The sequence below is a fragment of the Luteibacter sp. P1_D3 genome (genome assembly GCF_056406135.1).
Window position 1 is genome coordinate 54,685 of the sequence record NZ_JBFUAT010000024.1, and the last position, 13,186, is coordinate 67,870.

The window sequence follows — 13,186 nt, forward strand, 5'->3', positions numbered from 1 at the left end:
CGTGAATCGGCTCCTACGGTGGGCCAACTAGGCCTTGTTCGCAAACTCGCGGACGATCGGGGCGAGCTTCGGATCTTCCAGGGCCATGGCCATGGTGGCGCGAACCAGGCCGGCCTTGTTGCCGCAGTCGAAGCGTGTGCCTTCGAAGCGATAGGCAAGCACCTTGCCGTTGGCCTTCAGCAGGTCTTCGATGGCGTCGGTCAGCTGGATCTCGCCACCGGCGCCTTCGCGCGTGTTGCGCAGGTAGTCGAAAATGCTGCCCGGCAGGACATACCGGCCGACCACGGCGAGCGTGGACGGCGCGTCGGCCGGCTTCGGCTTCTCGACCATGTGCTTGATCACGGTGGAGCGATCGTCCACCTGCTCGGTGGCGTCGACGATGCCGTACTTGTCCGTGTCTTTCTCAGGCACTTCTTCCACCGCGATGACGCCGGCGTCATTCTTGTCGGCGACTTCGGCCATCTGGCGCAGCGCACCCTTGCCCTTGTTCCAGATCAGGTCGTCCGGCAGCATGATGCCGAAACGCTCCTTGCCGATCACCGGCTCGGCACGCAGGACGGCATCGCCGAGGCCCAAGGCCTCCGGCTGGGTGACGAAGACGCAGCGCACGTGACGCGGAAGGATGCCGCGCAGGATCGACAGCAGCTCTTCCTTGTTCTTCTCGGCGAGCTTTTCTTCCAGCTCGTACGCCTTGTCGAAGTAGTCGGCAATGGCGTGCTTGTAGCGATTGGTGACGAACACCAGCGTGTCGGCACCCGCGTCGACGGCCTCGTCCACGGCATACTGGATGAGCGGACGATCGAGCACGGGCAGCATTTCCTTCGCTACCACCTTGGTCGCCGGGAGGAAGCGCGTACCGAGGCCAGCGACGGGAAATACGACCTTGCGCAGGGGTTGGGTCATGATGCGATGTCTCCGTTTTCGTTTCGGCGAAGCGGCACGACGTTGTCGGTCTGCGCGTCGCTCCAGCGGAACGAAGGCAGCAGCTGTGACACGCAGCGACGCAGGGTCTCTTCATCGAACGTGGCCGCGGCTTCTTCGGCGCGAGCCAGCTGGGTCTGCAGCATCTCCCACGACACCTGGCGATGTTGCGCCTGGAAGATCTTGGCATGGGTGGTGCTCGTGTAATTCTCCAACGGGTGGAACAGTTCTTCGAACAGCTTCTCGCCCGAGCGCAGGCCGGTATAGACGATCTGGATATCGGAGCCGGGACGCTTGCCGGCCAGACGGATCATCTGTTCGGCGAGGTCGCGGATCTTGACCGGATCACCCATGTCGAGCGCAAAGATCTCGCCCCCTTTGCCCAGGCTCGCCGCCTGCAGGATCAACTGGCAGGCCTCGGGAATGGTCATGAAGTAACGCGAGATCTCCGGATGGGTGATCGTCAATGGACCACCCTGGCGGATCTGCCGGCGGAACAAGGGGACCACCGAACCGGCGGAGTCGAGCACGTTACCGAAGCGCACGGTGATAAAACGTGTAGACGTGTGCGCGGCGAGGTTCTGGCACCAGATCTCCGCCATGCGCTTGCAGGCACCCATGACCGAGGTCGGATTCACGGCCTTGTCGGTGGAAATCAGCACGAAGGATTCGACGCCGCAGCGCACGGCGGCATTGGCGACCACGCGCGTGCCCATGACGTTGTTGCGGAAGGCTTCGCGCAACTGGCCCTGCAGCATCGGCACGTGCTTGTAGGCGGACGCATGGAAGACGATCTGCGGCTGGGTCTCTTCGAACAGGCGGTTGATCGCCACCGTCTCGCGTGCATCGGCGAGCACGCCGTTGAAAATCAGCTCCGGGTAGGCTGACGTCAGTTCCTGGCCGATACGGTAGAGGTTGTACTCGGACATCTCGACCACGGTCAGCGAGCTGGCACCCAGGCGCGCGACCTGCCGGCAGAGCTCCGAACCGATCGACCCGCCACCACCGGTGACCAGGACGCGACGGCCACTGATGTTCTCGCGAATGGCGGTCCAGTCGAGCTCCACGGCATCGCGGCCGAGAAGATCCTCGATCGCCACTTCCTTGATCTCGTTGAACTGGGCACGCCCGGCAACGACATCCTCAAGCCGCGGTACTGTACGGAACGGCAGGCCCGTGCTTTCGCAGAAGGCGACGATGCGGCGCATCTGCGCGGTGGTGGCACCGGGCACGGCGATGAGCAGCATCTGTACGGCCACGGCCTTGGACAGCTCGGCCAGTTGATCCACCGTGCCGAGCACGGGAATGCCGCCGATCTGCGCACCGCGCAGGGCCATGTTGTCGTCGACGAAACCGATGACACTGTAACGACTGTCGCGGCGCAGATCGCGCGAAAGCGCCTCACCGGCGCGATCTGCACCGACGATCAGGACCCGCTTGGTCGGCGCCGACTGGAACAGGTCGATCCGGCTGTCCTTCCAGAACCGGTAGCTCAGGCGCGGCAGGCCGAGCAACACGACGAGGACGACCGGATAGACCAGGAGTACCGAGCGAGGCACGCCGTCGAGGCGCGCGTACATGACCATGGCCAGGCCGATGATCAGCGCGCCGATCACCGTCGCGCGGATGATGTTCCACAGGTCCGGGAGGCTGGCGAATCGCCACACGCCCTTGTAGAGACCGGTCCAGTTGAAGACCGCGCCCTGGACCAGCAGGACGATCGGGAATTCCATCGGCAGGTAGGTCACCGGCGCCAGGTCGGGCATGAGCGCGTAGCGCAGCGTCTTGGCGATCCACCACGCGAGAGCCGCCATGGCAAGGTCGTGCGCGACGACCGCCGTACGTGGATGGATGATGCCTATGAACTTACGCAGAAACATGTCGCTCCCTTCGACGCAAGCAACGATGCTTGCCAGTACGCCAGACCGCCGATCCCAGCAGGTAGGTTGCCCCGAGACACACGGGTGCAGCCGCCGGCCAGCGGAACGCAATCCATGCGACAGGAACGCAGACGATCACGTTCCATGCGAAGTAGCCCAGGGCTACCTTTCGGTGTGATGCCCCCCGCCGAACGAGCCACTGGTACAGATGCTCGCGATGCGGAGTGTACCAGCGCGCACCGCGCAGCATTCGCACGAGCAGTGTCAAGGTCGCGTCGACAACGAAGGCTGACGAGAAAATCAGCGCCGGCCACAGCAAGTTCGTACGAAAGGCCCACAACATCGCGGACAGGGCGAAGACGATCAAACCGACCGTGGCACTGCCCACGTCACCCATGAAGATCTTTGCCGGCGAGCGGTTGAAGCACCAGAAGCCGGTCGCCGCACCGACGACGGCCAGCCCTGCGCCGGCAAGGGCCGGACTGCCGGCCGACCAGGCCAGGGCGGCATAGGCCGCGCCGAAGAACATGGCTTGCTGGGCCGCCAGGCCGTCGATGCCGTCCATGAAGTTGTGCAGGTTGAGGCACCAGACGCCGGCCAGCAGGAGCGGCATGGCCCACAGCAGGGACGACGTACGCGCCGCCACCGCCAGGCACAGCAGCAGAGTGGCAGCCAACTGGATCAGCAGGCGTGGCCGGATCGGCAAGGAGCCGTGGTCGTCCAGCCAGCCGATCGCCGCCACGGCGATGACCGCAAGGCTGAAGGCGGCAGTGATCGCAGGACCTGGTGAGACCGGCAGGAACAGCATGCTGAAAGGCGCCGCCAGCAGCACGCCCAGCACGATCCCGATGCCGCCGCCCCGCGGCGTCGGCATGCTGTGCGAGCGGCGGTGTCCGGGCGCGTCCAGCATGCCGCGGCGCCGGGCATAGGCGATGGCGATACGCACGCTTACATACGACACGACGAAAGCCAGGACAGCGCTGCCGACGATCAATGCCAGGGAGTTCGTGAGAACAGGCGTCATTCGTTGGCGACGCCGTGGATCGGCCGCACCGTGCCCCAGTTCTTGCAGCTCGGGCACTGCCAGTGGTGGGCTTTGGCGCCGAACCCGCAGCGACTGCAGCGGTACATGGCCTGCCCTTCGAGCAACTTGCGCGTCAGGTCGCGCAGGATCAGATAGTTCTCACGCGCCTCGCCCGACACCTTGTCCATCGTGGCATCGATCAGCGCCATGAGACCCCGGACCGACGGCCGTTTGCGCAACTGGCCGGTGAGGAAATCGATGGCCGTTCGTTCGCCGTCCCTGCCCTCGTAGAGCCGGGTCAGGGCCAGTACCGGCGAGATCCCGTGGTAGCGCTCCATGATGTCGCGCAGGAACGCCTCGGCACGATCCATCTGTTGCGAACGCGCGTAGCAGTTCAGCAGCGGCGGCAGGATTTCCGGAACGAAGGCGATGTCGGCGGCGATGGCCGATTCATAGGATTCAACCGCGGCCGCCATATCGTCGTCTTCGAACGACAGGCGCCCGGCGATCATGTGGGCCCGAACGCAGGCCTGCTGGCAGGCAAAGGCCTCGCGCACATAGTCGCGCGCCTCGGTGCGCGCACCATGCTGACGGGATTGCTCGGCCAGCTCGCAATAGAATTGCGCGATCATCGCCGACTCGTCTTCGTTGGTCATCGCCTCGAGACGTCGTGCGTGATCGATGGCCTTGTGCCATTCGCGCTCATGCTGGTAAATCGAAATCAGGTGACGCAGGGCGGATGGGGCCAGCGCGTCCATCGCCACGAGGTCGGAGAAGAGTGTCTCCGCGCGGTCCAGCAGACCGGCACGCATATAGTCTTCGCCCAGCTCGAGCAAGGCGACGGTCTTCATTTCCTCGGACAAACCCTGGCGCGAGACCAGGTGCTGGTGCAGCCGGATGGCGCGATCGACTTCGCCACGCTTGCGGAACAGATTGCCCAGCGCGAGATGAGTCTCGACGGTATCCCGGTTGAATTCGGCCAGGCGCAGGAAGACCTCCAGCGCCTTGTCCTGCTCCTCGTTGAGGAGATAATTGAGGCCGCGGAAGTAATCGGACGAGAGGGCATTGACCTGTTCGCCGGAACGCCTTGCATGCGTGCGACGGGCCAACCACCAACCGCAGGCGAACGCCGCGGGCGGAACAAGCGCGAGCAACCACCAGATCGGATTCATGCGGTCGTCGCGTTGGCTACCTTGCGATCGCTGCGTTCGCCACGGCGCTTTCGCCGCTGGGCAAAGGCGGTGCCGAGCCAGGCGGTGATGCCGCCGAGCACCCAGCCCACCAGGACCGCCGCGAGCATCGCCCCACCCTTGGGCAGGGACAGCCGGGCAAAGCCGAGATCGAACGGAACCAGATCGGCATTCAACGCGCCGAAGACGATACCGGCGGCGACGAACAAGAGAAGAAAGAGGATGGCAATGAGGCGCATAGCCGCGACTGTACCCGAATCCTGAATACGATGGGGCGCGCCGGTTGGCGATTCGTACAGGTTCGCCAGCAGTCCCGGGATGCACCCAATGTAGGAGCCGATTCATCGGCGATAGGTGCTTGCTGCGAGGTGGAAGGTTGCGGTGCGCTGGCCCGCTGCCGCGGGTTCGCCGATGAATCGGCTCCTACCATTAAAAAGCCCGGCATGGCCGGGCTCTTGGCAAAAAAAACGCCGCGTCAGAGCGCGGCGTCTTCCTCGGCCAGGTTTACGCGTTCGCGTAATTCCTTGCCAGGTTTGAAATGCGGTACATGCTTGCCCGGCAGGGCAACAGCCTCGCCGGTCTTGGGGTTGCGCCCCATGCGCGGTGGACGGAAGTGAAGAGCAAAGCTTCCGAACCCACGGATCTCGATGCGCTCGCCCGTGGAAAGGGCCTGGCTCATCTGTTCGAGCACGCTCTTGACGGCTAGTTCCACATCGCTGAAGGCAAGGTGGGTCTGGCGCCGCGCCAGCGCCTCGATCAATTCCGACTTTGTCATGGGTCCCCTGTTTTTAGCAAAAGCGAGGGGCGGCGAACCGCCCCTCGCCCGACGGTTAGTCGGCCTTGTTCATCTGCTCTTTGAGGAGCGCACCGAGCTTGGTCGTGCCACCAGCAGCCGAGGCGTAGTCAGCCATGGCATCGGCCACGTCTTCCTCGTCCTTGGCGCGGATGGAAAGCTGCAGCTGACGGCCCTTGCGGTCCATGCCGGTGAACTTCGCCTCGACGGCGTCGCCAACCTTCAGGTACTGCGTGGCGTCGTCGACGCGTTCCTTGGCGATGTCGTTCGCACGGATGTAGCCCTCGACACCTTCGCCGAGATCGATCACCGCGCCCTTGGCGTCGACTTCGCGGACGGTACCGTTGAGGATCGTGCCGCGCGGATTCGAGGCCATGAACTGACCGAACGGATCCTGCTCCATCTGCTTGATGCCGAGGGAGATGCGCTCACGCTCCGGATCGACCGCCAGAACCACGGCTTCGACTTCGTCGCCCTTCTTGAAGTTGCGAACGAGGTCTTCACCCGAGGCCTGCCACGAGATGTCGGACAGGTGGACGAGACCGTCGATGCCGCCGTCCAGACCGATGAAGATACCGAAATCGGTGATCGACTTGATCTGACCGGAAACCTTGTCGCCCTTCTTGTGCATGGCGGCGAACGCTTCCCACGGGTTCGAGCGGGTCTGCTTGATACCGAGGGAGATACGACGACGCTCTTCATCCACGTCGAGGACCATGACTTCCGTCTCGTCGCCGACCTGGACAACCTTGGCCGGATTGACGTTCTTGTTGGTCCAATCCATTTCCGACACGTGCACGAGGCCTTCGACGCCCGGCTCGATCTCGACGAAGCAACCGTAGTCGGTCACGTTGGAGACCTTGCCGAACAGACGGCTGCCGACCGGGTAGCGGCGGGCGATGGCGACCCACGGGTCGTCGCCGAGCTGCTTGAGGCCGAGCGAAACGCGGTTGCGCTCGCGGTCGTACTTCAGCACGCGGACGTCCAGCTCGTCGCCGACGTTGACGACTTCGGACGGGTGACGCACGCGCTTCCACGCCATGTCGGTGATGTGCAGCAGGCCATCGATGCCGCCGAGGTCGACGAATGCGCCGTAATCGGTCAGGTTCTTGACGACACCCTTCACGACCGCGCCTTCCGTCAGACGCTCGAGCAGCTTCTCGCGCTCTTCCGAGAACTCGGTCTCGACAACCGCACGGCGGCTGACGACGACGTTGTTGCGCTTGCGATCGAGCTTGATGATCTTAAACTCGAGGTCCTTGCCCTCGAGGTAGACCGGGTCACGGACCGGACGCACGTCGACCAGGGAGCCCGGCAGGAATGCGCGGACGTCCTTGATGTCGACCGTGAAGCCGCCCTTGACCTTGCCGGAGATCTTGCCGGTGATGGTCTCTTCCTTGTCGAACGCCTGCTCGAGGTCGTCCCACACCATCGAACGCTTGGCCTTCTCACGGGAGAGCTTGGTCTCGCCGAAGCCGTCTTCGAGCGCGTCGAGCGCGACCTTGACCTCGTCGCCCACTTCTACTTCCAGCACGCCTGCTTCGTCCCGGAACTGCTCGATGGGGACGATGCCTTCGCTCTTCAGGCCGGCGTTGATCACCACCACGTCGTTGCGGATTTCCACAACGATACCGGTGACGATGGAGCCGGGCTTCAGCTTGGAAATAGCCTGCTGGCTCTGTTCAAACAGTTCGGCAAAACTTTCAGTCATGTTGATTCCAGGGTTATGAAAGGTCGTACCCGGCGCCTGCGTACATTCTTTAACGCGTGCGGACAGGGGACCCACCGGTTGTGGGCACATCGGGCAATCCCGGTTGGGACCGCCCCGTGCCGTTGCCAAGAACCCGCGCACACTGCGCGAGCGTTGTGCCGGACGCGCTTTAAGGGCGCACCACGGCGAATACTTTTGCCACCACCACGTCGATCGGCATGCCGGTGGTATCGATCACCACGGCGCCTTCGGCGGGCTTCAACGGGGCGACGGGGCGCGACGCATCCCGCTCGTCGCGCGCCTCGATTTCTCGCTGGAGGCCTGCAAGTGTAACGCTCAGCCCCTTATCCTTCAACTGCTTATAGCGTCTTTTCGCACGCTCGGACGCGCTGGCGGTCAGGAATACCTTATGGGCGGCGTCAGGGAAAATAACCGTACCCATGTCACGTCCGTCGGCGACCAGGCCCGGACCCTTGCGGAAGCCCAGCTGCATGTCCACCAGCGCCTGGCGCACGGAGGGGATCACCGCGATGGCGGACGCGGCGGCGCCAGCCGTCTCGGTCCGGAGTTCGTCGGTGGCGTCGTGGCCATTGACCAGGATATGCGTCTCACTCTGGTCAGGACTGGCCCGGAAGCGGATCTTGACGGTCTGCGCGCAGCGGGTCACGGCGTCCACGTCGGACAGGTCGATCCCCTCTTCCGCCGCCGCATAGCCCACGGCCCGATAAAGGGCGCCGGAGTCGAGCAGGTGCCAGCCGAGCTTCTCGGCGACCAGGCGACTGATGGTGCCCTTGCCGGAGCCCGAGGGCCCGTCGATGGTCAGGACAGGGGCGACAGCCGAATGGGGCATGGGATAGCTCTCTCGCGAAACGAGCATGATATCTCGTCACGACAGGCGAATTGGTCCCCATGGACAGCTTTCCTGACCGCGTGCTACAAGCCCCCAACGTTCCAGACCCGCGGGTTACCAGCTCCATGTCCGACGACCTCCAGAGCCAGTTCGAGCAGGCTTCCCTGGAAATAACCCGCCTGGGCCACCGACCGGACAACGACACCCTTTTGCGGATCTACGCGCTCTACAAGCAGGGGTCGGAGGGTGACTTCCACGGCGAAAAGCCCGGATTCTTCGATTTCGTCGGCACGGCGAAGTACGAAGCATGGGCGAAGCTGGCCGGCACGCCGCAGGAGATGGCGAGGCGCCAGTACATCGACCTGGTCCGCTCCCTCAGGGGCTGAGGAATCGCTTCCGACGCCTACGAGGCGCCGTGCGACAACCACGCGGCCACGGGCAATTCACCCAGCAGGACAGCGGCGTCCACCAACCCACCCTGCAGCTCACCCTCCGCCAACAGCCCCGTCCAGCGTCCTCCCGGGAGGCTTACCGTCGTTCCGGCCCAGCGTTCGGCGGGAATCGCCGGGGCCGAGCTGCCGGCCAGCCATGGCGCCGTGTGCCTGGCCACGGCGACGACGAGACGCTGGCCGCGATGCTCGCGAACGAAGGCCAGCACCCGATCGGACGCAGGGCCTTCGACGACCAAGGGTCGGTAGCTACCCCGGGCGAAAAGCTCGGGATGCTCACGCCGGGCCCAGAGCAGGCGTGAAATCACCGCCTGCTTGACCGTACCGTCCCGCCAGTACGCCAGCGCCTCCCGCGGCGAGGGCGCGCGATCGAGCGACGCCGCCCGGGCGAGGAAATCGACGGGGCGGCGGTTATCCGGGTCCACCAGGCTGAAGTCCCAGTCATCGGTGCCCTGGTAGAGATCGGGCACGCCCGGCGTACTCAGGCGCAACACGGTCTGAGCCAGGCCATTGGCGACGCCGGGCGTCGCGATGTAACCGGCGAAAGCGGCCAGCTCGGCGGCGGCCTCACCGGACAGCACCGCGCGGAGGAAGTCCTCGCAGGCGTCTTCGTAAGGCTCGTTGGGCGAGGTCCAGCGTGTCCAGCGCTTGGCTTCGCGTAGTGCCTTGCGTTGCCAGGCGGCGATCCGCGTGGCGAACCGTTCCAGCCCGTCGACATCGTCCGCCGCCAGGTTCAGTGGCCACGCGCCGACGAGCATCTGGTAGAGCATGAGTTCGTCGCCGGCCGACGGGGCCATGCGGCCGTCGGCGCGCTGGCGAAGGTCCGCGTGGCGGACTCGCCAGCGTTCGACCGTGATCACCCAGCGCTCGGCCACCTCGGAGAGTACGGCGAGCCGCGCACGCAGATCTTCACCGCGCTTGTGGTCATGCGTCGCGGTGGCAAGCAGGTTGTGCGGAAGGGTGGCAGCCCGGTCGACGCAACGCGCGTGGAATGCTTCCGGTGTCATCGACAGATGCGCCGCGTCGACGCCCACTTCGTTGCGCGAAAGCAGGCGTCCATAGCGGTACCCCGCCGTGTCCTCTACCGCCTTCGCGGCCACCGGCGAGGTGGCCTGTTGGAAGATCGCGATCGCACGCTCGCGTGCACGTCGCACGGGTCCGGGTGGCAGGCTGCGCGGAGCCACGCCGCCGAGCCATTGCGCGACGAGATGCAGCAGGTCCGCATCCTCCATGCGGATCGTGCGCAACGCGCCTTCGACGGCGCGCGCGAAGATCGCCTCGTCGTACGCATCGCGTCCTGCACCGCCCGCGTACGTCCGGTAGACGGGAAAGTGCACGAGCAGCTCGACCAGCACACGACGGATGGCGGCCAGCGAGACGTCGCGTGTCGCGACATCGGCACGCGCCGAGGCGAACAGCGCGCGCGCCGTCCGGTCCAGCTCGGCTTCGAAACTGTCGACAAGGATCTGCCGGCGGGCGCGCACGGCCTGCGTGGCAAAGTCGGCTGACTCGCCGGTGAGGTTGCGCCAGAGCTCGGTGAGCGGCGCCTCACCCGCGGCATCGTGCAACACGGCGGACACCTGGTCCATGAACTCATAGCCCGTGGTGCCGTCGGTACGCCAGTCCAGCCGTAGCGATTCGTCCTCGGCGAGGATCTTTTCAACGACCAGGTAAGCGCCGTCGCGCGGCGCGCCCGGCGGACGCTGCACGCGCAGCTTGTCCAGCCGATGACGCAACTGACGGCAATAGCGGCGCGGGTCGGCGAGGCCATCGACGTGGTCGCAACGAAAGCCGTCGATCAGCCCCTCGGCGTAGAGGCGGAACAGGGTCTTGTGCGTGTCTTCGAAAACCGCGGTGCGTTCGATACGCAGGCCAGCGAGCTCGTTGATGTCGAAGAAGCGCCGGTAATTGACCATGTCACTGGCCAGCTTCCAGAACGCGAGACGGTAGTGTTGCCGCTCGATCAGCGCATGCAGGGCCGCCCTGCCCGCGTCGTTCGTCGGGTCGTGCCCGGCGATGGCATCCTCGGCCAGTCCGGCGACGGACGCCGGTGACAGCGGCAGGTAGTCGTCGTAGAGACGAAGCACCCACGCATCCTTGCGCCGGGCAAGACGGAGATGCCCTTCGTGCAGGGTTTCGTCGTAGCCGGCGCCGAGAATCGGCAACAGCACGCGGCTGCGCAACAGCGGATCCGGTGCCTGCCAGTCGATGTCGAAATAGTTCGCGTAGCGGCTCTCGCGGCCATGGCACAGCACATCCATCCACCACGCATTCTGCGTGCCGACACCCATGTGGTTGGGAACGATGTCGACGACCAGGCTCATGCCGTGCTCGCGCAGCGCGGCAACGAGACGACGCAGGGCAGCTTCGCCACCGAGCTCGGGATTCACCTCATGACAGTCGATCACGTCGTAGCCGTGCGTGGAACCGACGTTGGCGCGGAGGATCGGCGACGCGTAAAGATGGCTGATGCCGAGCCGGGCGTAGTACGCCACCACCGGGACGGCATCATCGAGCGTGAAGCCCGCATGGAACTGCAAGCGCGCCAGGGCCCTTGGCGGGCTCATGGTCGGTTCCGGGTCTTGTCGATCACGTCGCAGACGGCGTGTGCGATGGGCCCGTCGAACAGACGCGACGAGGAATCGGGCATGCGGCGGCGCCAGTTCGGATGGATCGCATCGGTCGGTCCGGGAAGATTCGGCTGCTCATGCAAGCCCAGGATGTCCTCGACCGGGTAAATGGCCAGCGGCGCGGGGGCCTGCGCCACGTGCTTCGCCGCCGCCACGACCACGGGCGAGATATCGTCCAGCCCGGGCGGGGACTCCTCGTTCCACGCCGAACCGGAAGCGCACATGGCTCGCCACAGCAGCACGCGGTCGCGGTCGCGTTGCGCGCTCTCGTCAACGGCGGGATCATCCAGACCGGTCTTCTTTCGCCACTCCACGTCTCGCCCACTCCACCAGCCGGCGACGGTCGGCACATCGTGGGTACTGGTGGTCGCCATGGCCTTCTCCGACCACTCCAACGGCGAGACGAAACCGCCGTCGGCAGCCCGCTCGAACCAGAGCACGCGAATGCCGAGCACGCCCTTGTCGCCAATGACCTGGCGGAAGTCACCGGGCACCGTGCCGAGGTCTTCGCCGATGACGATGGCCCGGTGCAGATGCGACTCCAATGCAATCAGGCGCAGCATGTCCGTCAACGGGTAGCGCACGTAGGCGCCTTCGGTAGCTCCCGCGCCATGCGGCACCATCCAAAGGCGCTTCAGGCCCAGCACGTGGTCGATGCGCACGCCACCCGCATGAGCCAGCGCGGCGCGGAGCATGCCGATAAAGCCCTTGAAACCGGTGTCGCGCAGGCCGCGGGGCGAGAACGTGGTAAGCCCCCAGTCCTGGCCGAGGCGATTGAGCGCATCCGGCGGCGCACCCACGGAAAGGCCTTTGAGCACCTCGGCCTGGTGCGCCCAGGCGTGACTGCCGCCAGAGTCCGCACCCACCGCGAGATCCGCGACAAGCCCGATGGACATGCCTGCGTCGCGGGCCGCTTTCTGCGCGCCTTCGAGGCCTTGTGTCGCCAGCCACTGCAGCCACGCATGGAAACCCACTTCGCGGGAATGTTCGCGGGCAAAGGCAGCCACCTCGCGACTCGCCGGGTCGTGGAACTCGGCGGGCCAACCCTGCCAGCCGCCGGGACGTCCGTGCGCGCTGAAATCGGCATGCAGCGCCTCGAAGCGGGCATGCCGCTCCAGCGGTTCACCCTGCGCGCGGCGGAATGCGCCGAATCGTTCGGAATGAGCGAGGTCCACGGACGCCGACTCGAACAGCGAGCGCAGGATGGTCATCCGTGCACGCGCCGCGCGCGGCCAGTCGATCAGCTCCAACCACTCGAGCTCGGCGAGTTCCTGGCGCAGGTTGTGCGTGTCGATGACGGCGCGTACGGTCTGCTCGCCGCTGGTTCGCACCGGGTCGACGTAGAGACCATTGAGGAAGAGGCGACTCGACGGTGCATATGGGCTGTATCGCTCGGGCGCCGCGGCGAACAGTGCGTGCAACGGACTGATCGCCAAGGCGTCGGCGCCCTTCTCCGCTGCGGCCTTCGCGCAGGTTTCGAGGGCGGTGAAATCGCCGATACCGCCGTCGCCCGGTCGACGCAGGCTCGACATCTGCACGGCCATGCCCCAGGGGCGACGCGCCGCGGCGATGTCACCGATACCGAAGGTGCGCGGCGGCGCAACCGCGAGCGTCACTTCGTCGTCATCGAGAAACAGCGTGTAGTAGCCGGGAATCGCGGGTGCATCGAACTGGCCTTCGCCCGACGGCAACTGCCCTTCGCTGATGAGCGTGTCGTCGTCGGCGAGCAGCTTCCATG

10 protein-coding genes and 1 pseudogene are annotated in these 13,186 nt (G+C 65.4%); 1 reads left to right on the top strand and 10 read right to left on the bottom strand.

Going from position 1 to position 13,186, the window contains the following annotated elements; translation table 11 throughout:
- Window positions 1–27: 27 nt before the first annotated feature.
- The 8 genes and pseudogenes from galU to cmk all read right to left on the bottom strand — a co-directional run bounded on the left by galU (window position 28) and on the right by cmk (window position 8,369).
- Window positions 28–903, bottom strand: coding sequence for a UTP--glucose-1-phosphate uridylyltransferase GalU (galU, locus tag AC1DYM_RS15715; protein ID WP_477339873.1), 876 nt, complete (start codon window positions 901–903; stop codon window positions 28–30).
- Window positions 900–2,801, bottom strand: a complete 1,902-nt coding sequence (locus tag AC1DYM_RS15720) for a polysaccharide biosynthesis protein (protein WP_477339875.1) — start codon at window positions 2,799–2,801, stop codon at window positions 900–902. The genes galU and AC1DYM_RS15720 overlap by 4 nt, the downstream gene beginning before the upstream one ends.
- Window positions 2,788–3,825 (bottom strand): MraY family glycosyltransferase, encoded by a 1,038-nt coding sequence (locus AC1DYM_RS15725; protein ID WP_477339877.1) that lies wholly within the window; start codon window positions 3,823–3,825, stop codon window positions 2,788–2,790. The genes AC1DYM_RS15720 and AC1DYM_RS15725 overlap by 14 nt, the downstream gene beginning before the upstream one ends.
- Window positions 3,822–4,997, bottom strand: a complete 1,176-nt coding sequence (gene lapB, locus AC1DYM_RS15730) for a lipopolysaccharide assembly protein LapB (RefSeq protein WP_477339879.1) — start codon at window positions 4,995–4,997, stop codon at window positions 3,822–3,824. The genes AC1DYM_RS15725 and lapB overlap by 4 nt, the downstream gene beginning before the upstream one ends.
- Window positions 4,994–5,254 carry a LapA family protein gene (locus AC1DYM_RS15735; protein ID WP_477339881.1) on the bottom strand — a complete coding sequence of 87 codons (261 nt, stop codon included), beginning with the start codon at window positions 5,252–5,254 and terminating at the stop codon, window positions 4,994–4,996. Before AC1DYM_RS15735 ends, lapB begins: the two co-directional genes overlap by 4 nt.
- 236 nt (window positions 5,255–5,490) lie before the next feature.
- Window positions 5,491–5,802, bottom strand: a pseudogene (locus tag AC1DYM_RS15740) (integration host factor subunit beta); the annotation flags it as partial.
- A 43-nt stretch (window positions 5,803–5,845) separates the two neighbouring features.
- Entirely contained in the window at window positions 5,846–7,519 is a 1,674-nt protein-coding gene (rpsA, locus tag AC1DYM_RS15745; protein ID WP_046966708.1) for a 30S ribosomal protein S1, read from the bottom strand.
- Between the two features lie 169 nt (window positions 7,520–7,688).
- Window positions 7,689–8,369 carry a (d)CMP kinase gene (gene cmk / locus AC1DYM_RS15750; RefSeq protein WP_477339889.1) on the bottom strand — a complete coding sequence of 227 codons (681 nt, stop codon included), beginning with the start codon at window positions 8,367–8,369 and terminating at the stop codon, window positions 7,689–7,691.
- 125 nt (window positions 8,370–8,494) lie between these two features.
- On the opposite strand from cmk, the gene AC1DYM_RS15755 reads away from it, so the two are divergent.
- On the top strand, window positions 8,495–8,755 hold the full coding sequence (locus AC1DYM_RS15755; RefSeq protein ID WP_477339883.1) for an acyl-CoA-binding protein: 261 nt from the start codon (window positions 8,495–8,497) through the stop codon (window positions 8,753–8,755).
- A gap of 17 nt (window positions 8,756–8,772) precedes the next feature.
- On the opposite strand, the gene treY is transcribed toward AC1DYM_RS15755, so the two are convergent.
- Window positions 8,773–11,385 carry a malto-oligosyltrehalose synthase gene (treY, locus tag AC1DYM_RS15760; protein WP_477339885.1) on the bottom strand — a complete coding sequence of 871 codons (2,613 nt, stop codon included), beginning with the start codon at window positions 11,383–11,385 and terminating at the stop codon, window positions 8,773–8,775.
- Window positions 11,382–13,186 (bottom strand): 4-alpha-glucanotransferase (malQ, locus tag AC1DYM_RS15765; RefSeq protein WP_477339887.1); only part of this gene is annotated, 1,805 nt, incomplete at its 5' end. The genes treY and malQ, both read right to left, overlap by 4 nt.